The sequence below is a fragment of the Streptomyces sp. NPDC019937 genome, assembly GCF_040631655.1.
In the GTDB taxonomy this organism is placed as follows: Bacteria; Actinomycetota; Actinomycetes; order Streptomycetales; family Streptomycetaceae; genus Streptomyces.
In genome coordinates this window covers 218,739-240,641 of the sequence record NZ_JBEYAL010000006.1, presented here as the reverse complement: position 1 = coordinate 240,641, position 21,903 = coordinate 218,739, and the positions used below count along the sequence as shown (strand labels likewise).

20 protein-coding genes and 3 pseudogenes are annotated in these 21,903 nt (G+C 70.8%); 9 read left to right on the top strand and 14 right to left on the bottom strand.

Annotated features, from left to right (window positions below; translation table 11 throughout):
• Nucleotides 1–56: 56 nt before the first annotated feature.
• From ABZ562_RS08155 to ABZ562_RS08140, 4 genes and pseudogenes are all read right to left on the bottom strand, one after another.
• On the bottom strand, nt 57–1,652 hold the full coding sequence (locus ABZ562_RS08155; protein ID WP_361475452.1) for a ricin-type beta-trefoil lectin domain protein: 1,596 nt from the start codon (nt 1,650–1,652) through the stop codon (nt 57–59).
• A gap of 72 nt (nt 1,653–1,724) precedes the next feature.
• Nucleotides 1,725–2,465, bottom strand: a pseudogene (locus ABZ562_RS08150) (SGNH/GDSL hydrolase family protein); the annotation flags it as partial.
• A gap of 58 nt (nt 2,466–2,523) precedes the next feature.
• Nucleotides 2,524–4,197, bottom strand: coding sequence for a right-handed parallel beta-helix repeat-containing protein (locus ABZ562_RS08145; RefSeq protein ID WP_361475450.1), 1,674 nt, complete (start codon nt 4,195–4,197; stop codon nt 2,524–2,526).
• Nucleotides 4,198–4,270: 73 nt separating this feature from the next.
• The gene (locus ABZ562_RS08140; RefSeq protein WP_361475448.1) at nt 4,271–5,809 is read right to left on the bottom strand and encodes an arabinofuranosidase catalytic domain-containing protein; all 1,539 of its coding nucleotides are present in this window, start codon (nt 5,807–5,809) and stop codon (nt 4,271–4,273) included.
• A gap of 650 nt (nt 5,810–6,459) precedes the next feature.
• Here ABZ562_RS08140 and ABZ562_RS08135 point away from each other — a divergent pair.
• Together ABZ562_RS08135 and ABZ562_RS08130 are read left to right on the top strand one after the other, a co-directional pair.
• Nucleotides 6,460–7,509: a LacI family DNA-binding transcriptional regulator gene (locus ABZ562_RS08135; protein WP_361475446.1), complete on the top strand. Its 1,050-nt coding sequence runs from the start codon at nt 6,460–6,462 to the stop codon at nt 7,507–7,509.
• A gap of 274 nt (nt 7,510–7,783) precedes the next feature.
• A complete protein-coding gene (locus tag ABZ562_RS08130; RefSeq protein WP_361475445.1) occupies nt 7,784–8,152 on the top strand; it encodes a DUF779 domain-containing protein in 369 nt (122 codons plus the stop codon).
• A 52-nt stretch (nt 8,153–8,204) separates the two neighbouring features.
• On the opposite strand, the gene ABZ562_RS08125 is transcribed toward ABZ562_RS08130, so the two are convergent.
• The 3 genes from ABZ562_RS08125 to ABZ562_RS08115 form a co-directional block, all read right to left on the bottom strand.
• A complete protein-coding gene (locus ABZ562_RS08125) occupies nt 8,205–10,394 on the bottom strand; it encodes an EAL domain-containing protein (protein WP_361475443.1) in 2,190 nt (729 codons plus the stop codon).
• A 409-nt stretch (nt 10,395–10,803) separates the two neighbouring features.
• Nucleotides 10,804–11,526: an Hsp20/alpha crystallin family protein gene (locus tag ABZ562_RS08120; RefSeq protein WP_361475441.1), complete on the bottom strand. Its 723-nt coding sequence runs from the start codon at nt 11,524–11,526 to the stop codon at nt 10,804–10,806.
• A 41-nt stretch (nt 11,527–11,567) separates the two neighbouring features.
• Complete coding sequence (locus tag ABZ562_RS08115; RefSeq protein ID WP_361475547.1) at nt 11,568–11,831, bottom strand: UBP-type zinc finger domain-containing protein; 264 nt, start codon at nt 11,829–11,831, stop codon at nt 11,568–11,570.
• A gap of 234 nt (nt 11,832–12,065) precedes the next feature.
• On the opposite strand from ABZ562_RS08115, the gene ABZ562_RS08110 reads away from it, so the two are divergent.
• Entirely contained in the window at nt 12,066–13,763 is a 1,698-nt protein-coding gene (locus ABZ562_RS08110; protein ID WP_361475439.1) for a helix-turn-helix domain-containing protein, read from the top strand.
• 57 nt (nt 13,764–13,820) lie between these two features.
• On the top strand, nt 13,821–14,468 hold the full coding sequence (locus ABZ562_RS08105; RefSeq protein ID WP_361475437.1) for an endonuclease: 648 nt from the start codon (nt 13,821–13,823) through the stop codon (nt 14,466–14,468).
• 74 nt (nt 14,469–14,542) lie between these two features.
• Here ABZ562_RS08105 and ABZ562_RS08100 read toward each other — a convergent pair whose 3' ends face one another.
• From ABZ562_RS08100 to ABZ562_RS08085, 4 genes are all read right to left on the bottom strand, one after another.
• Nucleotides 14,543–14,686 (bottom strand): hypothetical protein, encoded by a 144-nt coding sequence (locus ABZ562_RS08100; RefSeq protein WP_361475435.1) that lies wholly within the window; start codon nt 14,684–14,686, stop codon nt 14,543–14,545.
• Nucleotides 14,687–14,786: 100 nt separating this feature from the next.
• Nucleotides 14,787–15,512, bottom strand: coding sequence for a CPBP family glutamic-type intramembrane protease (locus ABZ562_RS08095; protein ID WP_361475433.1), 726 nt, complete (start codon nt 15,510–15,512; stop codon nt 14,787–14,789).
• Nucleotides 15,513–15,543: 31 nt separating this feature from the next.
• Nucleotides 15,544–15,738 carry a hypothetical protein gene (locus tag ABZ562_RS08090; protein WP_361475431.1) on the bottom strand — a complete coding sequence of 65 codons (195 nt, stop codon included), beginning with the start codon at nt 15,736–15,738 and terminating at the stop codon, nt 15,544–15,546.
• 5 nt (nt 15,739–15,743) lie between these two features.
• Nucleotides 15,744–15,929: a hypothetical protein gene (locus tag ABZ562_RS08085; RefSeq protein ID WP_361475429.1), complete on the bottom strand. Its 186-nt coding sequence runs from the start codon at nt 15,927–15,929 to the stop codon at nt 15,744–15,746.
• 256 nt (nt 15,930–16,185) lie between these two features.
• Between ABZ562_RS08085 and ABZ562_RS08080 the strand changes: the two genes are divergently transcribed.
• Nucleotides 16,186–16,491: a MarR family transcriptional regulator gene (locus ABZ562_RS08080; RefSeq protein ID WP_361475427.1), complete on the top strand. Its 306-nt coding sequence runs from the start codon at nt 16,186–16,188 to the stop codon at nt 16,489–16,491.
• Between the two features lie 30 nt (nt 16,492–16,521).
• On the opposite strand, the gene ABZ562_RS08075 is transcribed toward ABZ562_RS08080, so the two are convergent.
• Complete coding sequence (locus ABZ562_RS08075) at nt 16,522–17,097, bottom strand: CGNR zinc finger domain-containing protein (RefSeq protein ID WP_361475425.1); 576 nt, start codon at nt 17,095–17,097, stop codon at nt 16,522–16,524.
• An 82-nt stretch (nt 17,098–17,179) separates the two neighbouring features.
• On the opposite strand from ABZ562_RS08075, the gene ABZ562_RS08070 reads away from it, so the two are divergent.
• Entirely contained in the window at nt 17,180–18,352 is a 1,173-nt protein-coding gene (locus ABZ562_RS08070; RefSeq protein WP_361475423.1) for an epoxide hydrolase family protein, read from the top strand.
• A gap of 81 nt (nt 18,353–18,433) precedes the next feature.
• On the opposite strand, the gene ABZ562_RS08065 is transcribed toward ABZ562_RS08070, so the two are convergent.
• The gene (locus ABZ562_RS08065; protein WP_361475421.1) at nt 18,434–19,033 is read right to left on the bottom strand and encodes an ALF repeat-containing protein; all 600 of its coding nucleotides are present in this window, start codon (nt 19,031–19,033) and stop codon (nt 18,434–18,436) included.
• Between the two features lie 297 nt (nt 19,034–19,330).
• Here ABZ562_RS08065 and ABZ562_RS08060 point away from each other — a divergent pair, with 297 nt between their 5' ends.
• Entirely contained in the window at nt 19,331–19,768 is a 438-nt protein-coding gene (locus ABZ562_RS08060; RefSeq protein ID WP_361475419.1) for a hypothetical protein, read from the top strand.
• A 295-nt stretch (nt 19,769–20,063) separates the two neighbouring features.
• Here the strand turns inward: ABZ562_RS08060 and ABZ562_RS08055 are convergent.
• A pseudogene (locus ABZ562_RS08055) lies at nt 20,064–20,403 on the bottom strand (transcriptional regulator); the annotation flags it as partial.
• A 184-nt stretch (nt 20,404–20,587) separates the two neighbouring features.
• Between ABZ562_RS08055 and ABZ562_RS08050 the strand changes: the two are divergent.
• A pseudogene (locus ABZ562_RS08050) lies at nt 20,588–20,839 on the top strand (alcohol dehydrogenase catalytic domain-containing protein); the annotation flags it as partial.
• A gap of 91 nt (nt 20,840–20,930) precedes the next feature.
• Nucleotides 20,931–21,698, top strand: a complete 768-nt coding sequence (locus ABZ562_RS08045) for a glucose 1-dehydrogenase (RefSeq protein ID WP_361475417.1) — start codon at nt 20,931–20,933, stop codon at nt 21,696–21,698.
• Nucleotides 21,699–21,903 lie beyond the last annotated feature (205 nt).

The window sequence follows — 21,903 nt, the reverse complement described above, 5'->3', positions numbered from 1 at the left end:
ACCTCCTCTGTGGCGGTGCCGCCCCACGGCGGCGCCGAAGCTGCCGGTGGCGGGACTCATCCCAGCGTCCAGCGCTGGCTGCTGCTGCCGTTGCAGGTCCACAGCTCGGCGAGGGTTCCGTCAGCCGTGGCTCCTCCGGTGACGTCCAGGCACAGACCGGACTGGACACCGGTGATCGTGCCGTTCGGGTTCAGCGTCCACTGCTGGTTGGTCTGGCCGTTGCACGACCAGATCTCCACCTTCGTCCCGGGGCTGGTCCGGTTGTCGTAGGCGTCCAGGCACATGCGGCGGCTGCCCGAGTAGACGGTGAGCTGGTCGGAGGTGGAGTGCGTCCAGATCTGGTTGTCCCCGCCGTGGCAGCTCCAGATCTCCACCTGGGTGCCGGCGGTCGTGGTCGAGTCCGGTACGTCCAGGCACTTGCCGGCGCCCACCGCGTGCAGCGCGCCGGTCACGCTGGTGCCGCCACCACTGGTGCCGCCCGCGACCCGGTACATCACCGTGCCGTGTGCCGGCACCGAGGCGCTGATCGTGCCGGAGGTGGTCGAGGACGCTCCCGACCACAGGTCGGTCAGCGCATAGGCGGACGCGCCGGACTTCCCGATCGCGGCCGCGGTGGTGGTGATGGTCGCCGTCGAGCCCGTCTCGTTGAACAGCGCGACCGACACGTCCCCATTGGCCAGCGGCTTGGCCAGCACGTCCAGGCCGCCCGAGGAGGAGACCATGGTGCCCTGCTTGCCCAGGGGATCCTGGTCCACCGCGATCACCCGGGAGTTGGTCAGCGTGGACAGGGTGTCCGCACTGGCCGAGGGGATGTTGGTGCCCGCGATCAGCGGCGCGGCCATCTCCGCCCACAGACTGAACTCGCTGCGGCTCTCGGTGGCCGTCAGTGAGCCGTTGCCGACCTCCAGCATGTCCGGGTCGTTCCAGTGGCCGGGACCGGCGTAGGAGGCCAGCCCCACGTTGCTGTGGAAGATCGACAGCATGCTGGAGAAGCTGGCGTTGATGTCCCCGGTGGTGCGCCAGCTGTTGCCCACCTCCGCGCCCCAGGTCCACACGTTCTCCTGGCCCCAGTTGCACAGGCTGAACAGGATCGGCCGGCCGGTGGCCGCCAGGGCGTCACGCATCGCGGTGTACCGGGTCCGCGCGGGCGCCCCCGTGTTGTTGCAGTTGTCGTACTTCAGATAGTCCACGCCCCAGGAGGCGAACGACTGCGCGTCCGTGGTCTCGTGTCCCAGGCTGCCCGGATACCCGGCACAGGTCGCGGTGCCCGCGTCCTCGTAGATCCCCAGCTTCAGCCCCAGCGAGTGCACGTAGTCCGCGGTGCCCTTGATGCCGTCCGGGAACTTGGCCGGGTCCGGCACCAGGCGGCCGCCGGAGTCGCGGCTGTGGGTCATCCAGCAGTCGTCGATGTTGACGTACGAATAGCCCGCCGCCTGCATGCCGTTGGTGTGCATCGCCTGCGCGGTGGACTTGATGAGCGACTCGGAGACATTGCAGCCGTACGCGTTCCAGTCGTTGAAACCCATCTGCGGGGTCAGCGCGAGCCCGTTGCCGAGTGCGGCGGCGGGTCGCGCCGTTCCGAGGGAGACGAGGGGGACGGCCGCGGTGAGCAGCAGGACCGAGACGATGAGCGTCAGTGTTCTGCGCAGCATGATTCATCACCCCCGGAGACCGGAAGCGCGGTCCGCCGCCGAGGAATGCCGCACCTGGCCGCGCACGGGACGGGGCGGTTTGATCCAGCCCGCCGCGTCCGCGGCCTGGACCCCCGCGTTGAAGGCGTCCGCCATCTTGCGGTAGCCGTTGTCGTTGGGGTGCAGGGCGTCGGCCAGGTCCGCGGCGGTCAGAGCGCTCATGTCCACCAGGCGTACGTGCTTGCCGGCGGCCTGCTCGGCCTGGACGATTCCGGGGAGCTTGGCGTTGAACGCGGGCCGGTGGGCCTCCTCGGTAGCGCTGGTGGAGACGATCAGGGTGCCGACGAGGACGGTCGCGTCGGGCGCGTCCCTCGTGATCTGGTCGATGAGCGCACGGAGCCGGTCGGGGGCGGTCGGGACCTGATAGTTGCCGTTGAGATCGTTGGTGCCGATCTCCAGGGTGACGACATTCGGCCGGTAGCGGGCCAGCACGGAGTCCGTGATGCCTGCTATCTGGTCGATCCGCCAGCCGGAGTGGCCTTCGTTGTCCGGGTCGGACATGGACCCGCCGCGTCCCGAGCCGACGAAGTCCACGGCGTGCCCCTCGGCCGCCAGACGGTTCCACAGAAAGCCGCGGTAACCGTTCCCGGACGGGCTGCCGACGCCCCAGGTGATCGAGTTGCCCAACGGCATCAGCCGTAAGGCGGCGGGCGCGGCGGCCCGCACGGCGGGGGGAGGCGCCTCGGTGCTGGTGGCGGCGGTCGCGGGCAACGCGGCGCCCATGCCGAGCGCGGCCGTCAACGCCGCGGCCAAGGGGACCCAGTACTTCTTCATCAGCATTCCTCACTGGTGCGGGACGGTGGATGGGGTGCTTGCGGGGCCATGGGGCGAGTCACCGGACGCCCGCCTGCTGGATGACCTGTTTCGCGCCTTGCGGCCAGTTGGTGCCGCTGACCGGGACATTGCCGGTGAGGACGTTGTGGTGCGGAGGACCGGTGGCCACGTACGTGTTGCCGCCGTTGTACCAATTGCCGGAGAAGGTGCTGTCGTCGGTGTGGTTGTTGCCGTTGGCATTGGTGAGCGCCCAGCTACCGGCGTCCTGCACCACGTTGCCCGACACCGTCAGGTACCGGGATCCCTCGTCGAGGTACAGCGCGGTGGTGTGGTTGTTGCCGTACATGTAGTTGTCGCTGATCACCGAGCCGGGGCTCGCGGAGAGGCTGTAGATGCTGCCGCCGTCGACGTAGGTGGACAGGATGCCCGCGGTTTCCTTGTAGTCGGTGCCCGCCCCGCTCACCCGGTTGTTGCTGACGGTGATGTCATGGTTGGTCATCTGCGGGTTGCCGGGGTGGTGCGCGTCCGGCCGGATACCGCCGACCTGGATGCCACTGCCGGCGATGTCGGTGAACGTGTTGCCGGTGACGGTGATGTCGCTCGCGCCGAGTCCGGTGCCGGAGGCCGTGGCGGCACCGTCGTTGCCCACGCCCAGTCCGGCCTGCCCGAGTCCGGAGAAGGTGTCGCCGGAGAACGTGATGCCGGTGGCGGCGGAGACCTGTACGGCCGCGGGCATCTGCGCCCACTGGTTACGGGCGGCCTCGAACTGCGTACAGCCCGACCTGCAGGTGCTCGGCCAGTTGGCGGCCATCGCGTGGGCGCCGGTGATGTGCGCGCCGCTCTGCTGGTCCGCGTAGCCGTCGGATCCGCTCGGGCCGAGCCAGGAGGTTCCCGTGAACCGGATGCCGGCGAATCCCGGACCGGTCGCCGGTGAGCCGTAGCTGCCGCTGATGCCGAGCAGGCTCCGCAGTTGGGGCAGTTCGACATCGAGGGTGTTGGGGTTCTGCCCCGGCTGGGCCCGGTAGTACAGGTCGCCGGTGGACGAGTCGAGGTACCACTGTCCGGCCTGCTTGAGGAACGCGTAGTTGTTCTCCAGATACATGGTCCCGCCGGCGAACGGCGCGTTGATGGTGTCGTAGCCCCACGAGTTGTTGTTCCAGGCGGGCTGCCGCATGGTGATGGTTCTGCCGCTGATCGACTGAACCGGCGCGTAGCGGTCGGTGAAGGAGTTGACGCTCTCGACTTCCATGTGGCTCTTGTCCGGGAGACCGGCCAGGTAGTCGAGGGAGGGGTCGGTGATGGTCAGGCCGGTCTGGGTGAAGGTGAAAGCCGAGCGGGGCACCTGGATCGCCGCCCGCGGCGCCTCCTTGCCGTTCACGTACAACTGGCGCGTGTTCACGCCGGTGCCGATGTGGGCCGACCAGATGCTGATCGACTGATCATGCACCTGCCAATTCATGACCTGGCGGGCACCCGTCACGACCGGCTGCTGCCCGGACGCGGCCTGGTAGGTGATGGTGTGGCCGTTCTGGCCGCCGTCGCCGGAGCCGAAGGTCAGCGGCTTGGACAACCGGTAGGTCCCCCCGGCCAGGTGGACCACGACGTCCGCGTCGGCCGAGAGCTGGTGCGCGGGCCGCTGCGCCTGGTCGATCGTCGCGAACGGCCCGGCCAGGAGGGCGAGCACGGCCACGGGGGCGGCCCGGAGGCCGCGGAGCGCTCTGGCTCCGGACATCGTCATCCTCCAGTGGTGGCGCGTGGGACGGGTGGCGCCGGGGCGGTGGTGAGCCGGCCAGGGGCCGGTCACGTCAGTCGAGATTCCATTGCTGGTTGGACCCGCCGTTGCACGGCCAGAGTTCCGCCAGTGCGCCATTGGCGGTGGAAGCGCCGGTGACGTCGAGGCACAGTCCGGACTGGGTGCCGGTGACGGTGCCGTCGGAGTTCAGCTGCCACTGCTGGTTGGCGCCGCCGTTGCACGGCCAGGTCACCACCTTGGTGCCGGCGGACGTCTGGTGGTCGTACGCGTCCAGGCACATCTGGTTGCTGCCGCTGTAGACGGTCAGTTGGCCGGAGGGCGTGCGGGTCCAGGTCTGGTTGGCGCCGCCGCCGCAGTCCCAGATCTGTAGCTGGGTACCGGCCGTGGTGGACGAGTTGGGCACGTCCAGGCACTTGCCCGCGCCCACCGCGTGCAGCGCGCCCGTGCTCGTCCCGCCGGAGGAGTTGCTGTATCCGGCAGCGGTGATGTTGGCCTGGACCGCGTTCTCGGTGGCGTCCGACGGGTAGCCCGAGGTCATCACGCCCTCGTAGAAGGTGCCTTGGGCGCCCTTGCTGTTGTCCCCGCCGGTGCCCAGGATGATGGCACCCTGCTTCCGCATCGGGTTGTAGCCCGGGACGCTTGGACGCGGCCCGTCGTAGAAGGTGGACAGGGCACCGGACTGGGCGTTGCCCCCACGGATCGCCCAGTGGTTCGGGCCGCCCTTGATGATGGCGGTCGTGTACCGGTGGTTGATGGTCGGGTCGCCCGCGTTGTAGCGCTGGTTCACCCCGGAGAACAGGCCGTTCTCCAGATCGGCCATGATCCATGGGCCGTTGCCCGAACCGTAGCCCCAGACTCTGATGTTGCCGAAGTAGATGGCCTCCATGGTGCCGTTGCCGTCGTCGTTGCTGTCCGTCTCGGCGTTGCCGTAGTCGAAGCAGCATCCGCCGTTGTAGTGCGTGCCGTCGAAGATCGCGTACATGCCCTCGGGGTTGTCCCCGGTCGCGATGCCGTTGGTGTGGTTGTTGCGGTAACCCGTGCCGGGCGCCACGAAGACGCCGTAGGCCTTGTGACCTCCCACCATGGTGGGCGCGGCGGTCGCGTTCGCGAGGTTGTCAGGGCCGCCCGCGGCACCGCCGCCGGGCGCCTGGGTGAGGTTGTTGCCGCGGCCGGACTGGTCATAGATGATCGTGATGAGACAGGCCGTCCCCGAGCAGAACGAGTCCTGGGCGGCGGCGTCGGCGTATCCGCCCGCGCTCAGGACGCCGATGTTCCGGGTGCTGTTGTCCGAGGCACGCAGGACCTGGTAGAGCGGCCCGTTGTACGAGGCGTACAACGCTCGCGTCGTGCTGTGCGCCGCCACGCAGGGGGTACCGCCTGACGCGTAGAGGTCGCACGGCCCGGAGGTGTCGGCACGGGCCGTACCCGCCGTGGCCGTGGCCCCGGCCAGCGCGCCGGCGACGAGCACGGCCGCGGCTCCCGCCCGGGCGAACACGTGGCCCGGCCTGCCGCGGCGCCCTACCGCCGCGAACAACCGTCGTACGCCCCCGCGCACGGACAGCGGGTGGCGCCTTGTACGCATGGTTCTCATCTGATCTCCCTACCGTGCCGGCGCGACCCGATCGGGTCGTGTGTGGTGGCGCTGACAATCCGGAAGCGCTTGAAGGTGCCGTTTCCGCAGCGAGATTGCAGAGAGGGTTCGGGGGGAGACGGTGCTCCCGGGTTCGTGGACTGTCAAGAGTGCGGAGTCAGCTGTTGCGAACCTTGTCGCGGAATCGATTCGACGGCCGATTCGGGCAGTTCGGGACCGATCGGGGCGCTCGAACGGTCCCCGGGCGGCGGCAGGCGATGGGCGGCCGATCTTCCCATCGGGCGGGCCCCGGTGGGCCGCGCGGGCCTGCCCGGCGGCGGGCCACCGGATGGCGGGTGACTGCCCATCATGGGACTGAGCAGGGACGCAGCCGCCAACTCATGGGACCAAGGGCCGGTTCGCGGAGCACCAGTCGATGCAGCGAGGCTTCGGGCCGCTCGTCGGCGCCGCCGTCGCCTCACGGCACGGGGATCGACCCCGCACTCCGCCGGTCGCAGCTTCCGTCGAAGCGCTTGCGTGGAATCGATTCGCTCGCGGCGCGGCGGCGCCGAACCCGCCGGTTCCACCCCCGCAACCGTTCCCTGTCACGCCGGCGGACCGATCCGCGCGAGTATCCTTGCGACCCGCGAGTAAGTCCTTCGGGGAGGCGCATGAACATCGGGGAGATCGCTCGGCGGGCGGGGGTGTCGCGCAGCACGGTGTCGTACGCGCTCAGCGGCAAACGCCCGGTCGCCCCCGGCACTCGCAGACGTATCCAAGACGTGATCACCGAACTGGGGTATCGCCCCAACGCGACCGCCAGGGCACTCAAGGAGGGCCGGACCCGGACCATCGGTCTCGTCATCCCCCCGGCCGGCAACAGGCTCACCCACATGCAGCTGGACTTCGTCGCCAGCGTGGTCGACGCCGCCGCCCGGGCCGACCTGGACGTGCTGCTGTCCCCTTCCGGCGGGGATCACGACCGTTCCTTCGAGCGGTTGGTCTCGGAGAGCCGCGTGGACGGCGTCATCCTGATGGAGATCCGCCTGGAGGACCCCCGCGTGGGGCGGCTGCGGGAGGCCGGACTGCCCTTCGTCGGCATCGGGCACACGACCCGCGACCACCGGATGTCCTGGATCGACGTCGACTACGCCGGCCTGGTCCAGCACTGCGTGCGGCACCTCGCCGATCTCGGACACCGCCGGGTGGCTCTGGTCACACGTTCCCCGGACCTCATCTCGGCCGGTTACGGCCCCGCGCACAGGGCCAGGGAGGGTTTCGAGGCGGCCGTGGCGGAACGCGGCCTCGACGGCGTCGAAGTGCCGTGCGGGGACGATGCCCGCTCCGGTCAGGAACGCGTCGAGGCGCTCCTGCGCAGCCATCCGGACGTCACCGCCATCACCACCATCAACGAGGCCGCCCTGCCCGGCGTCCAGCGCGCGCTGGCGGACGCCGGTCTCACGGTGCCGTACGACTTCTCCATCACCGGAGTGGCGGCCAGGACGTGGGCCGAGGACTTCCGCCCACCGCTCACCGCAGCGGACGTACCGGCCGTGGAGATGGGCGAGAAAGCCGTTTCCCTGCTGGTGGAACGCATCGCCGCGCCGCAGACTCCGCCTCGGCACATCCTGTTGGCCCCGCCGATCTCGTTGCGCTCCAGCACAGCCGCCGTACCCACCGGCGGGCCGCCACGGTCCAACCGCGCGGCCGTCCGGCGCTGAAGCGGCCGGCCAGGCGGGTGGGCCGCTCAGGTCGTCGAAGCCGGCCACGGCGGCGTCGGCGGGAACCGGCCGGCCTCACGCGACGGGCGCGCAGGGCACGTCCCTGCAACGGCTCTTGACAGCTTCAGCGGGGCGCAACACGATACCGGGCACACCCCGAAGGTTCTGAACGCCCTGCGAAGCGCCTCCGATGGGAGCGCTCCCAAGAAACCGAGGTACAGTCATGCGCCGCAGGCACCTCGCGTTCCACCAGCCACCCCCTAGGCTGCCTGTCATGACGGAGACCTCACGCATTGCCCTGACGCGGTCCGCGGCCGAGCTGATCCGTCGGCTGCGGGCGGAACACGGGCCGTTGATGTTCCATCAGTCCGGCGGGTGCTGCGACGGCAGCGCGCCCATGTGCTACCCGCTGGGCGAGTTCCGTACGGGCGCGTCCGATGTGCTGCTCGGGGAGCTGCACGTGGACGGGGTCCAGGAACCGGTGGGCTTCTGGATGTCCGCGTCGCAGTTCGAGCGGTGGCGGCATACGCATCTGACGGTGGACGTCGTGCCGGGGCGCGGCAGCGGATTCTCGCTGGAGGCGCCGGAGGGCGTCCGCTTCCTGATCCGCTCCCGGCTGCTGGACGCGCCGCAGCCCCAGTAGGGCGCGCGGGCGGGCCGGGTTCGGCCCGCCCGGACCTCCATGCGTACGGCGCTCAGCTGGCGTCGGCCAGCGCCAGGGTGTGCAGCCGCTCCGGGGGGCCGGGGCGGGCGTAGTACCAGCCCTGGGCGGTGTCGCAGCCCAGCATCCGCAGGTGCTCGGCCTGCACCGCCGTCTCGACGCCCTCCACCGTGACCGCCAGGTCGAGCGTGTGGGCCAGCGAGACGATGCCCTCCACGATCTTGACGTCGACGGGGTCGGCCGGGGCGCGCTGCATGCCGCGGGTGAAGGAGCGGTCCAGCTTGAGGGTGCTGACCGGGAGGCGGCGCAGGTACGAGAGGTTGGAGTAGCCGGTGCCGAAGTCGTCCAGGGCGATGTCCACGCCCAGGTCGGCGAGTTGCCGCAGCGGCCGCAGGGCGTCCTCGTCTGCGCCGATGAGGTCGTTCTCGGTGACCTCCAGGCACAGGGCGCTCGGGCTCAGCCCGGCGTTCTTCAGGACCGCCACCGTGTCGGACACCAGCATGGGGTGACCGAGCTGGCAGGGCGAGAGGTTGACGTTGACCCGCAGCCGCTCGGCGTCGCACTCGGCGGCGTCCTGCCAGGCGCGGGCCTGCCGGGCGGCCTGCTCCAGCACCCAGCGGCCGAGCGGCACGATGAGGCCGGTGTCCTCGGCGAGCGGGATGAACTGGTCGGGGCCGAGCACCCCGTGCACCGGGTGGAGCCAGCGCACCAGCGCCTCGGCGCCGCGTACGGTGCCGTCGGCGAGCCGTACCAGCGGCTGGTACTCGATGAAGAACTCACCGTTCTCCAGGGCCGACGGCAGCCCGTTGCTGAGGCTGTGACGGGCGATCACCCGGGCGCTCTCGTCGGCGTCGGCGAGTTCGTAGCGGTTGCCGCCCGCGGCCTTGGCCCGGTACATGGTGATGTCGGCGCTGCGCAGCACCTCGGCCCGGCACATCTCACCGGCCCGCCCGTCGACGACGCCGATGCTGGCCCGTACCCGCAGCTCCCGGCCCTCGACCTGGACGGGGTCGGCGAGCGCGGCGAGCATCCGGCGGGCCATCGCGGTGCCGTCCGTCTGCGCGGCGGGCCCGGTGACCAGGGCCAGGAACTCGTCCCCGCCGACCCGGGCGATCAGCTCGTGCGGGGAGGTCACGCACCCCTGGAGCCGTTCGGCGACGGCCCGCAGCATCCGGTCCCCCGCCACGTGCCCGAGGCTGTCGTTGACGGCCTTGAAGCCGTCGAGGTCCAGGTAGCACACGCCGAAGCGCTGGGCGTCGGCCGCGGCGGCGAGGACCTGGTCGAGGCGTTCCAGGAACAGGGTGCGGTTGGGCAGCCCGGTCAGCTCGTCATGGGTGGCCTCGTAGCGCAGCCGTTCGCGCAGCAGCCGGTGCTCGGTGATGTCCTCGGCGAGCGCCAGCTGATACTGGGGCGCGCCGCTGGAGTCGCGGAGCAGGGTGACGGTGAGATTGGTCCACAGCACGCTGCCGTCGTCGCGGTAGTGCGGCTTCTCGATGCGGAAGTGATCGCGTTCGCCCGTGACCAGCTCGCGGTACAGCTCGTGGACGCCCGGCGCGTCGTCGGGGTGGACGAACTCGGTGACGTTGCGGCCGGGCCGGAAGAAGGAGGCGCCGCCGAACATCCTGGCCATCGCGTCGTTGACGACGAGGACTTCGCCGTCGAGCCCGGCGATCCCCACGCCGATCACCGCGCCCTCGAACACGGCCTGGAACTTGGCCTCGCTCGCGTGCAGCGCCTTCTCGGCCTCGATGCGGGCGGTCAGCGCGGCGTGGGAGATGGCCTTCCGCTCGTCGCGCTCGCGCTCGCGCAGCTCCCGCACGAAACCGGCGGCGAGCGCGTGTTGCAGCCGGGCGCAGCGGGCCCGTACGTCCTCGTCGCTGATCGTCCGGTCCGGCCAGGAGCAGAGCACCAGATGGGCGTCGATGACGCCCAGGATCGCGGGCAGTGCCTCGGGTTCGGCGCACTGGGCGTCCACCAGCGCGGCGCCCACCTCGTAGGCGTCGGCCGTGTCGAAGGGGGCGGTGTGCAGGGCCTCGCTCAGCCGGCGGGCCAGCGGCAGCAGATGGCCCTCGAACTCATCAAGGGTCATGGCGGTGGCCGCCATCGGGTGGACGGCCCGGCTCCAGATCGCCGCGAACCGCCGCAGCCTGTCGTTGTCCGCCTCGGCGTCCTCGACGTCCTCGGCGCGGTCCCGACGTCTCGGCCCGCCCGGCGCCGAGGTCATATCGCACGCCTCGCCGGAGGGACGCCACCTGGGGCTGGTTCGTTTTCGCCTGTGGCGTCGATGTCCGCGCCTGTGGCGTAGATGCCCGCCGGCCGCCAGGTGGCTTTCAAGTCCCGCACTTCCTTCGCCCTCTTCCGGCTTTCGGGGCCGCCCTCGGGGTCGTCCGCGTCCTCGGGGCAGTGGAGCACGACGAAGAGCGGCAGGGCAACCCGCTGCTGAGGCGAGATTACTGATCAACCGTTGGCTGAGGAAAGGAAAAATGGACATTGGCCATCCGGATGTACGCGCGGAGAGGGGAGAAGCCGGGAGAAGCCGGGCATCGGCGGGGGGGGCGGCGCGGGGGGGGGGGGGGGGGGGGGGGGGGGGGGGGGGGGCGCGGGGGGGGGGGGGGGGGGGGCGGGGGGGCCCTTCAGCGGTTGCGGTTGCGGAACCCCCAGCCGGAGGTGCGGGTCTCACCGGTCTCTTGGGACTCGTCGGTCCCCTGGGGCTCTCGCATCTCCTGGGGCTCCTGAATCCCAGGGGTTTCTTGCGCCCCTTGCGACCCTCGGGGCTCCTGGGTCTCTTGGAAACCCCGTGGTTCCTGGGCTGCTTGGGCTCCCTGGGCCTCGGCGCCCCTGGCGGTGGCCTCGCCGGTCATGCGCGTCCCCGCGCTCTCGGTCTCCCCTTTCTCGGTGATCTCCACATGACGGGGTTTCACGGCCTCCGCCTTCGGGACGGTGATGGTGAGCACACCATCGGCCATCCCGGCCCTGACGGCCTCGGTGTTGACCTCGGCGGGCAGCAGCATCCGGTACTCGAAGCGCCCGGTGCGGCGGGTGCTCCGGCGGAGCACGCCCTCGCGCTCGCGTTCCCCGATCTCGCCGGAGACGGTCAGCTCCTGGCCGCTCACCTCCACGTCCACGTCCTCGCGCCGGACGCCGGGGAGGTCCACCTCGACGCGGTAGGCGTCGTCGGCCTCGCTGACGTCGGCTGCGGGCGCCCAGGCGGTGAGGCCGGGCGGGGTGGCGCCGACGGTGGATTCGAGGAGTCCGCCCATCTGGCTGAGCAGTTCGTCGAATTCCGCCAGGGGGTTGCGGCTCCAGCCCCGGGGGCGCTCGAGGGGGCCTGCGCCCCGGTGTCGTCGGACGGGCATGCTCATCGTCCTTCACCTCCGTGGTGATGGTTCTCGGCAGGTCAGACCAGGGCCTCGTGGACGTAGCACCACCGCCATTCCTCGCCCGCCTCCAGGGGCTCGACGATGGGATGGCTCGCCGCGGCGGCGTGGGCGCGGGCGTGCTTGAGCGGGGAGGAGTCGCAGCAGCCGACATGTCCGCAGGTCAGGCAGAGCCGCAGATGCACCCAGGGCGATCCCAGGCGCAGGCACTCCTCGCACCCCTGCGGGGTGTTCGGGGCGACCGGACGCACCATGGACAGATGGGGGTCGGACTCGATGGCCATGGCGTCGCCCTCCTCGCCGTAGCGGATGCCCGCGTCGCCGCAAGTGGCCGGACCATGGACCGGACCACGCGCGGGACGGAGGCCCACGCCGTCAGGGTGACAAGGCGGGAGGAGGGTGTGCCTGCGCCTCCGAGGTCGAAAATACGAGCCTGAATTCGCCCTCTTGTGGTGATTCGCTGGGATATGGGTAATTTCGGTAGGGAGGGACGCGCCGAGGACGCCCGGAGTGACCGCATGGCCCGATCAGGTGTCGCCGATGAGCTGGTGCTGCGCTGTCTGACGATGTTCGACAGCCAGGACGAGGCGGAGATTCTGCGCCGGGCGATGGCCCAGGTCAGCACGGTCGGGCCGGGCCGCGCCGAGGCGGGCTATCTGCTGCGCGGCGACGGCTTGGTGCGCTGTCCGGACGACGGCCACGGCTCCCGGGCGACCCCGGCCCTGGACGCGCGGGTCAGGGAGCTGGCGGGCCGGGACGGGCCGGTGCGCTTCCCCCGGCGGGCCTGGGGGTGGGCGTTCGCCCTGCGCGAGCCGGACGGCCTCCCTGTACCGGACGGGCCCGTACCGGACGGGCTCCGGGGCGCGCTGGTGGTCAGCTCCCGGGACCGGCCGGGCGAGGACGAGCGGTTCCTGCTCTCCCTCCTGGTGCGTCAGACCTCCGCGGCGCTGTCCATCGCCGCCGCTCACCGCCGGGAGCGGGCCCAGGCCGCCGAGCTGCGCCGGGCCCGGGGCGAGCGGGAGGCGATGCGGCGGCGGCTGGACCGCGCCCTGTCCGACCTGGGACATCTGCGCGAGGTGCACGACGCCCTCGCCCGGACCGCCGCGCGTGGCGACGGCGAGGCGGGGATCGCCCGGGCGCTGCACCGCGTCACCGGGCTGCCCGCCGCGGTCGAGGACCGGTTCGGCAACCTGCGGGCCTGGGCGGGCCCCGGGCGCCCCGATCCGTACCCCACGCCCGATCCGGCGCAGCGCGAGGAGCTGCTGCGCGACGCCGCCCGCCGGTCCGGCCCGGCCCGGCTGCGGGACCGGCTGATCGCGGTCGCCGCGCCGCGGGGCGAGCTGCTGGGCGCGCTGTGCCTGGTGGATCCCGAGGCCCGGGCCGACGAGCGGGCCGTACGCGCCCTGGACCACGCCGCGGCCGCGCTCGCCCTGGAGCTGGCGCACCGGCGCCGGCTGGCCGAGCTGGAGCTGCGGCTGCGCCGCGAGCTGGTGGACGATCTGCTCACGGGCGCGGACGACACCAGCGCCTACGCCCGCGCCGAGGCGGTCGGCCACGATCTGCACGGTCCGCACCATGTGGTCGCGGCGCGCTGGGCGGACGGGCCGGCGGACGACGGGTTCCTGCGGGCCGTCGGCCGGGCGGCCTCGGGGCTGGGGCTGCGGGTGCTGCCGACCCTCCGCTCCGGTACGGCGGTGCTGGTGGCGCGGGGCCGGCCGGCCGAGCGCGCGCTGCACACGGCGCTCAGCCGGGAGCTGGGCTCACCGGCCGGGGCGATCGGGGTCGGCGGTCGCTGCGACACCCCCCATGAGGTGCCCCGTTCGTACCAGGAGGCGATGCGCGCGCTGGAGGTCCGGCAGGGCTCGCACAGCGCGTACGGCATCACCTTCTTCGACGATCTGGGCCTGTACCGCATTCTGCGCACCGGAAAGGATCAGCGGGAGGTCGAGCGGTTCGTACGGGAGTGGCTGGGCCCGCTGCTCGACTACGACGCGAAGCACCACACGGCCCTGGTGGAGACCCTGACCGCGTACTTCGACCGCGGCGGCAACTACAGCGAGACGGCCGCCGCCCTGGTCGTCCACCGCTCCACGCTGCGCTACCGGCTGCAGCGGATCCGGGAGATCAGCGGCAGCGATCTGACGGACGTGGACAGCAGGCTCAACCTCCAGGTGGCCACCCGTGTCTGGAAGATCATGCGGAGCGGGCCCGAGTGAACCGCTGCCCGGCGGGCACTCGCACGGACCGTCCTCAGTGAGGAGGTGGGCTCCGAGATGAGCGAGAAGCACACGAGCGACAAGAACACCAGCGTGGTGCGCAGCCTGCTGGACCGGCAGGGCACGACGTACGCGGCCGAGGCCGGTATCACCCTGCGGAACACCCCCGGCTCCCTCTACCAGCTGCTGGTGCTGGCCCATCTGCTGTCCGCCCGGATCAAGGCGGACATCGCGGTGGCCTCCGCCCGCGCCCTCTTCGACGCCGGGATGCGCGACCCGCGGAAGATGGCCGACGCCACCTGGCAGCAGCGGGTCGACGCGCTGGGCGAGGGCGGCTACCGCCGTTACGACGAGCGGACCGCGACCCAGCTCGGCGAGGCGGCCGAGCTGGTGCTGCGCGAGTACGACGGGGATCTGCGGCGGATGCGCGAGGCCGGGGACCCGAAGAAGCTGCTGCGGGAGATCACCGGCATCGGTCCTTCCGGTGTCGACATCTTCCTGCGGGAGGCGCAGGGCGTCTGGCCGGAGTTCGCGCCGTATTTCGACCGCAAGGCGCAGGAGGGCGCCGAGCGCGTCGGCCTGCCGAAGAGCGCCGCGTCCCTGGCGAAGCTGGTGTCCGCCAAGGACCTCCCCCGGCTCGCCGCGGCCCTGGTCCGGGTGGCGCTCCACGCCGACGCCGCCCAGGAGGTGCGCGCCGCCGCGTGACCCGCCGGTCGGTGGCCGACGGTGAAGCGGCGGTTGAGGGGGGGCGAAGTGGACCGGGGGCGGGGACAGACAGGTCAGGTCACGGAGTCGCCGAGGGCGAGGCAGGCGTCCAGTGCCGGATCTGCTCGATGGCGTACGGCGTGAACTCCTCGGGAGAAGCCGGGGCCGTCGAAGAACCGCGCGCCGTCCTCGTCGAGGCGGCCGGCGCCGCCGCCCATGTGGATGACGTGCGGGCCCCGCGGCCCCTGGGCCTACACCCGCCACCGCGGCCGCCGGCCCCGGGGACTTCCGCCGCGGCCAGCAGGCGGGCGGCGGACGTCAGCCGGGCGTGCCGTAGCGCCGCAGCAGCCACACCCCGAACGCGACGTAGAAGACGTACACGATCGCGTCCCACCAGTCCGGGGCCGAGCCCGGCGAGCGGATCTGGAAGAAGTCGTCCAGCCAGTGGACGACGACCAGGGGCCAGATCGAGCCGATCGCGTGACGCAGCCCGGCGCAGGCGAAGCCGAAGAGCCCGGCGGACAGCATCTGCCACAGCGTGTCGTCCAACGCGGCGCCGAAGAACAGGTAGTTCTGGACGTGGCCCACGCCGAACAGGACACCGACGACGACCGCCGCCCGCATCGCCCCCAGCGGACCGAGCACCTGCTGCACCAGACCCCGGCTGTACGCCTCCTCGTTGACGGCCACCCACAGCAACGACACCAGCGAGCCGACGATCACGCGCGCGCCACCCTCAAGGCCCGCGACGGCGTAGGAACACGCGACCGCGAGCATGGGCACGGCGAGCCACCAGCGCCGCACCCGGCCGGGCGTCGCGACCCCGGACGCCCGCAGCCACCCCCATCGCCACAGCACGCACCAGACGCCCGCGAAGCAGACCGCGTTGACCACGACAGCGCCGAGGTCGGGAAACCAGGACGGGGCCAGCGGAGGCAGAATCACCGTGGCGAACAACACCAGCACCACGTGCCACGCGAGCGTCAACGCGACGGCGCCCCACAGCGGATGGCGCGTGACATGGCCTTTCCCCCGGCTCCCCACGGTCCGAGGATAGCGGCGGCCCCGGCGGCCTTCAGCACGGCCGTGCGCCCGTGTCCGCGGTACGGGTCGGCGAACGACACCCGACATCGCCGGTGGAGATCGCGTCGGAGGGGGCACCGTACGGTGTCTCGACCGTCACCTCCTCCGCGTTCCGCAGCAGCTCGTAGAAGCCGCTGTCGCCGATGACGCCGATCTCCGCGACGTGGTGGTTCTCTGCCTCGGTCACGCTCGTCACGCTCCCTTCATCAGGTCGTCCAGGTCCCGTTCGTCCAGCGACGCGCCGGCCGGCACACCGATCGTTTTCGCGTTGTGCCGGTAGGAGTCGGCGGACTTCTTGCTCCCGGCCGTGTCCAGGTCGAAGTAGCCGTGCAGGAGCGGGGTGAGATCGCCGTACGGGGTGTGGGCGAACCAGTTCACCTGCGCCGCGACGGCCCCGGCTTCGTCGAGTGTCCCGGTCCCCAGGTGCTCCCGGATCCGCGCCAGGAGCTCCGCCGCCCGAGTCGTGCCGCGGTGCTCGGAAGGGCGCGACGTCCCGCCGGCCTTCCTCTCCCGCGTGTTCAGAGTGGCTCACGGAGCCGGCGTCGCAGGATCTTACCGAGGGGATCGCGTCGCGCCTGGTCAGCGCGCTGTCAGCGCGCTCTCAACCGGTGGAGACCCTGGAGTTGGAGAACCCATGACGAATTCCGCGGCGGCAGCACGGTGGTGGGAGCTGGCCGCGCGGATGTCTTGCGAACCCTCGAACGCCGTGGTCGTGATCGACAAGCTGGAGAGTCAGCAGCTGGTCGAACGGCGCCCGCACCCCACCGACCGCCGGGCCCAGCAGCTGCACCTCACCCCCGAAGGAACCGGGCGCCGGGAAGGGCTGCTGAAGCTCCTGCGCGAGGAACCTCTGATGACGGGACTGACCGAGCAGGAGCAGGACACGCTCCGGAACCTGTTGCAGCGAGCCATCTCCAGCGCTGAAACCACCCGGGCCTGAACCGCCGGGGCACACCCGAGGCGATAACGATCACTCCGCCGACCTGGGGTTTTTGCGCTGGTTGGCATGGAAGCGCGCCTTCTTCTGACGATTCCCGCACGTGTTCATGTCACACCACTTGCGCGTGCGGCTTTGACTGGTGTCGAAGAAGGCGGCTTGGCAGGTCGGCGATGCGCACAGGGCCAGCCTTCCGTCTCGCTCCCCCGCGATGATGCTGATCGCGTCGGCGGCGATCACACCGAGGGCATCTTCCACACCGGAAGCCGAGCCGAGCTGCCATCGCCGCTCACCCTCGGGCGTCAGGATCGCCGCGGCCCGGCCCTGGGCGCTGCGGTCATTGATGACCTGGACAGCAGACGCGGGGAGAGCGCCCTGGACCGCGGCCGCTGTCGCGGCGGCGTGGATCGACTCCCTCAGCTCCCGAGCGAGGTCGAGCTGGGCGGTGGTGCAGGAGTCCACGGCGAGGCCGTTCACCGCCAGCCAGTCGACGAGCCGGTGCGGCGTGGGAATGCGCTCCACAGCGCTGCCATGACGCTCCGACAGAGTCCCCGTGAAGCTGGTCGCCAGCACGCTACCGAGGCGGAAGTCAGGGAACCCAGCACGCATGGAACCACCTTAGCAGGTTGCGGCCTGACTCCGAGAGCTGCTAGAACCTTCTTAGCCGGTTCCGCGATGGCCAGGAGGTCTCATGCCCCGCCCACCCAGCGACGTGCAAGCGTTTGAAGCCCATGCGACCGACGCCGACCTCGACGATCTGCGCGCGCGACTGGCCGCGGCGCGGCTTCCGGAGACCGAGACGGTCCATCGCCCCGCGCCCGACCCTCGCCGATGGGAACAGGGCGTTCCCCTCGCCGACCTCGTCGATGTCGTGACCTACTGGCGCACCGGGTACAACTGGCGGTCGTTCGAAGAGCGCCTCAACCGCCTCGGCCAGTTCCGCACGACCATTGATGACCTGGGCATCCACTTCCTGCACCGCCGATCCGCGCGCGCAGATGCCACTCCCCTGCTCCTGACGCACGGCTGGCCGGGCAGCATCGCCGAGTTCATCGATGTCATGGACGAGCTGGCGGATCCGAAAGACGCGGACGCGCCGGCGTTCCACGTCGTGGCCCCGTCGCTGCCTGGATTTGGTTACAGCGACAAGCCGGCCACCACCGGGTGGGGAACCGAAAAGATCGCGGCCGCCTGGGTGGAACTGATGGGAAGGCTCGGCTACCAGAAGTTCGCAGCCCACGGCGGCGACTGGGGCGGCAATATCACCACGGTTCTCGGCGGCAGGTTCCCGGCGCACGTTCTCGGCATCCACACCACGTTCGCGGAGGCACCGCCCGGGTTGACGACGGACGGGCTGACGGCGGTCGAGCGTAAATGGACCGAGGACACCCGTCATTTCTGGCGCCACCGCGCGGCGTACGCGAAGCAGCAGGCGACCCGGCCGCAGACCATCGGCTACTCGCTCGTCGACTCACCGGTCGGGCTCCTCGCCTGGATCCTGGACAAGTTCGCCGAGTGGACGGACACCGAAGACAGCCCGTTCGAGACGATTTCCATGGACAGGGTCCTCGACAACGTCACCCTGTATTGGCTGACGCGGACCGGCGCATCGTCGGCCCGCATCTACTACGAAAGCCACAACTCGCTGGACCCCGAACTCCGGGTCGACGTCCCGTCAGCGATCAGCATGTATCCCCGCGACATCGAGAAGTGTCCGCGCCCCTGGGCACAGGAGCGCTACCGGCACATCGTCCGATGGAGGTCACCCGAACGCGGGGGACACTTCCCGTCGCTGGAGGTCCCCGAGTACTTCGTCAAAGATCTGCAAGAGGGCCTCGCGGCGGTGCTTGCCGCGCACCGGTGAACCACGCGGCTCGGACTCCCCGCGTACACGCCGCCCGATCCGCCGCCGGACACGCCGGGCAGGGCGCGCTCCCCGCTTCGCCTAACCGGCCACCTCGTACTGCCCCACCTCACGGAAGTAGCGCAGGGTTTCCGGGGAGCCGTCGTCGAGGGCCGCATTGGCTGCGGCACGCAGGGCGTCACTGATGTTCGGAGCCGCGAGCATGCGAGCTATGTACACGGCGTCGTCCTCGGCTTGGGCCAGTCGACAGCCGGTCTCCAGCCAGGCGCGCATCTCCTCCGGGGAGTTGTCGTCGAGGAGCTTGGTGGCCTCCTCGACAACTCGCTTGTCCTTGTTCTGCGTTGCCACGTGGAGGATGCGGGCGATGGCGACCCGGTCGTCCTCGGCCCGAGCCAGCCGGTAGCCGGTCTTCAAGAAGGCACGCATGTCGTCCACGGTGCCGTTCAGGGCCTCATTGGCCTCTCGGACAACCCCCCGACCGCTGTTCTCGTCCGCCAGGATGGCGGTGATCGCTGCGCGCAGCTCGTCCTCCGACATCTCGTCCACTGGTGTGTCGGACGAGGTCGCCACTGCGGTGGAGACCGGGGCCGCCGAACCGTTGGCGAACGCCGGGGCGGTGAGGAGGAGGGCTGGGGTCAGGGCAGTGGCCACGACGAGCAGAACGGCTCGCGTCGGTCTCATGAAGGTATGCCTCCGTGTTCGGACTTCAGGTATGCAGATGATCACCTATACGCGTCAAGATCGCATCAAGGTCACAGTCGACCGTTACGGTCACCTCACCAAGCGACCTGCTCGGCACACTATTTTTCGGTGCGGTCACACTGTCGGCAAGCCGGCGTAGAGGCCGATGATGAGCCCCCCGAAGGGGACGGCCCAGTCTCCATCCACCAGGCCGGCACCGTAGTGGCTTCCGCCCGGTGAGGGTGACGAAGACGGACCGCTGACACCAACGGACAATCGGCCCGTACTCTCGGTTCCGTGCCCCGTCACCCGAAGAAGCCACGCCGACTGGTCACCGGTGAGCGAACGTATCTGTGGACGCTCCGCCACAGCCACCGGGTACTGGACAGCGGCCGGGCCGCAGAGTGCCGCCAGACCCTCACGCTGTACCCGCAGCCGGTCGGCACCGGCGGCCCACTGCACATTGTCTTCGCCGAGGGCCCGGGCCGGTACGTCCCGGGCGGGTTCCCCATGGGCTCCGGGGACGTGGGATACGTCCAGGGCAGCTCCCTCAACCTGCACGAACCGGGCGCCGTGCGGGCCCTGCTCGACGCGGCCTCGGCCCGCGGGTGGCAGCCGGGAGCGCAGCAGGCGGTGGAAGTCGATGGCTGGCCCCTGCTGGAGGCGGCGGCCGCAGCGCGAGCCAGGAACGCCGACCCCGCGGGGGCCCACGACGCCGCGAGCAGGCTTCGGTGAGACCGGTCAATCTCCGTTGAGACGGGACACCAGCTGTCGACCCGCTTGTTCTGGCACCCGCTCTTCGACGCCTCATATCCCGTCTCAGTCGGCCTGGTCCCGGTCCCGGGTGATCTGGTCCGATCCGCTTCTCGTCCCAGGTGATCCGGTCGGCCAGAGCCGCTTCCGCCCGGTCGCGATCGCAGCGTCGAGCACCGCGGACACCGCCTGTCGCATACCCCTGTCCGTGCACCCGCCGGAACAACGCGTACGCAATCTCGGGCTGAGCCCGCAATACCCGATACAGACGATTGCCGCCCTCGAAGGCGGGGCTGAGGTCACCGACAGCATGGTGGTGGAAGTGCTTGGTGCCGGTGCCGTGATGGCGGACATTGTGCGCACCCCATCGGGTGCGGAATCCGTCACTAGGGGTGCACAGCTCGCCGACCAGGTCGTGCAGGTCCTCATCGCGGGGGTTGCGGCCGGCTTCGGTACGCAGGATGGCCACGGAGACGTCGGCGAAGGCTTCCCAGTCCGAGGCGGCTGCGGTGCGGCTTCCACTGGTCCTTGGTACGTCGGCGGCGAGGCCGGGTGAGGGCGTCGGAGCCGTCGGCGGCCTGGGCCAAGCTCACCAGGCGGGCACGTTCGGCGTCATCGGATGTACTGCCAATACACCCTTTGTCAGTGACTCGCTCCGCGCGTGCAGAGCGAGTTACCTGGAGGCCGTGGCGCTTCTCCTCCCGGTCGAGGGCGGGGACGAAGCTCCGCACCCGGCTCGGGCGGCCCTGTGCCCGTGCTTCGGGCCCGCACTCTCCACCCGGCGACGCAAAGGAACCTCTCATGCGCGGCGCAGTGATCCACGCCCCCGGTGACATCCGCTTCGAGACTCCGGAGGATCCGAGGATCCTCAAGCCGACCGACGCGATCATTCGTACGGCGGTGACGTGCGTGTGCGGCTCGGACCTGTGGCCGTATCGCGGTGCGGAGCCGACCGAGCAAGCGCACCCGATGGGACACGAGTACGTCGGCTTGGTGGAGGAGGTCGGATCCGAGGTCATCGCGGTGAAGCCGGGCCAGTTCGTCGTGGGCTCCGACGTCGGCGAACAGCAGCAGGCCCCGGGCGCACTGACGACGGCCGAGCGCTGAACTCCTGGTCCGCACAGTTTCGTTGGGAGCAACCGTCATGAACCCCACCTACGACTTCACCGGACAGGTCGCCTTCGTCACCGGTGCCGGCTCGGGCATGGGCCTGGCCACCGCTCGCGCCTTCGCCGCCTCGGGGGCCGCCGTCGCGCTCGCCGATATCAACGAGGACGCCGTGAACGCCGCCGCCGAACAGCTCGCAGACGACGGCCATCAGGTCCTCGCGCTGGTGTGCGACGTCTCGAACGAGGACCAAGTGGCCGCCGCCGTCGACCACACCGTGGAGACCTTCGGACGGCTCGACATGGCCTACAACAACGCCGGCATCATGCCCCCGCCCACCGACGCCGCCGACGAGAGCGCAGACCAGTTCGACCGCGTCCAGGCCATCAACCTGCGCGGCATCTGGGCGAGCGTGAAGCACGAACTGCGCCACATGCGCGATCAGGGCAGCGGCGCAATCGTCAACTGCTCCTCCCTGGGCGGCCTCGTCGGCAACCCCGGCCGCGCCGCCTACCACGCCACCAAGCATGGCGTGATCGGCCTGACCAAGAGTGCCGCCCTCGAATACGGCTCCCGCGGTGTCCGCATCAACGCCGTCTGCCCCGGCACCATCAGCACCCCGATGGTTGACGCCATGGTCGAAGGCGGAGAACTCGACCGCACTCAGGCCGAGTCGGGCCAGGCCATCGACCGGCTCGGCACCGCGGACGAGGTCGCCCAAGCCGTCCTGTGGCTGTGCAGTGCCGGCGCCGGCTACGTCACCGGCATCGCTCTCCCGGTCGACGGCGGCTACACCGCCCAATAGCCGCCACCGGCCAGGACGTCACCACGGCCGTCTCCCCGCCCCGGTATCACCAAGGCCCGCTTCACTCTCGTACGACCCTCTCCGGTCGGTGTCGGCCTCCTGGCCGCCAGGAGGCCATCCGGCCATGCCCTCTCCCGCACGGACGCCACCGCTGTGCCGTTGCCCCTGTCCACGACGCGAAGGTCTCCCCCCATGCCCACCGAGC

Coding starts and splice junctions, on each gene's coding strand:
- ABZ562_RS08140 (WP_361475448.1), bottom strand. CDS start 5,809: ATGAGAACCATGCGTACAAGGCGCCACCCGCTGTCCGTGCGCGGGGGC.
- ABZ562_RS08145 (WP_361475450.1), bottom strand. CDS start 4,197: ATGTCCGGAGCCAGAGCGCTCCGCGGCCTCCGGGCCGCCCCCGTGGCC.
- ABZ562_RS08075 (WP_361475425.1), bottom strand. CDS start 17,097: ATGCGTGCTGGGTTCCCTGACTTCCGCCTCGGTAGCGTGCTGGCGACC.
- ABZ562_RS08100 (WP_361475435.1), bottom strand. CDS start 14,686: ATGGGCGGCGGCGCCGGCCGCCTCGACGAGGACGGCGCGCGGTTCTTC.
- ABZ562_RS08125 (WP_361475443.1), bottom strand. CDS start 10,394: ATGACCTCGGCGCCGGGCGGGCCGAGACGTCGGGACCGCGCCGAGGAC.
- ABZ562_RS08065 (WP_361475421.1), bottom strand. CDS start 19,033: ATGAGACCGACGCGAGCCGTTCTGCTCGTCGTGGCCACTGCCCTGACC.
- ABZ562_RS08130 (WP_361475445.1), top strand. CDS start 7,784: ATGACGGAGACCTCACGCATTGCCCTGACGCGGTCCGCGGCCGAGCTG.
- ABZ562_RS08070 (WP_361475423.1), top strand. CDS start 17,180: ATGCCCCGCCCACCCAGCGACGTGCAAGCGTTTGAAGCCCATGCGACC.
- ABZ562_RS08110 (WP_361475439.1), top strand. CDS start 12,066: ATGGCCCGATCAGGTGTCGCCGATGAGCTGGTGCTGCGCTGTCTGACG.
- ABZ562_RS08155 (WP_361475452.1), bottom strand. CDS start 1,652: ATGCTGCGCAGAACACTGACGCTCATCGTCTCGGTCCTGCTGCTCACC.
- ABZ562_RS08115 (WP_361475547.1), bottom strand. CDS start 11,831: ATGGCCATCGAGTCCGACCCCCATCTGTCCATGGTGCGTCCGGTCGCC.
- ABZ562_RS08080 (WP_361475427.1), top strand. CDS start 16,186: ATGACGAATTCCGCGGCGGCAGCACGGTGGTGGGAGCTGGCCGCGCGG.
- ABZ562_RS08045 (WP_361475417.1), top strand. CDS start 20,931: ATGAACCCCACCTACGACTTCACCGGACAGGTCGCCTTCGTCACCGGT.
- ABZ562_RS08120 (WP_361475441.1), bottom strand. CDS start 11,526: ATGCCCGTCCGACGACACCGGGGCGCAGGCCCCCTCGAGCGCCCCCGG.
- ABZ562_RS08135 (WP_361475446.1), top strand. CDS start 6,460: ATGAACATCGGGGAGATCGCTCGGCGGGCGGGGGTGTCGCGCAGCACG.
- ABZ562_RS08105 (WP_361475437.1), top strand. CDS start 13,821: ATGAGCGAGAAGCACACGAGCGACAAGAACACCAGCGTGGTGCGCAGC.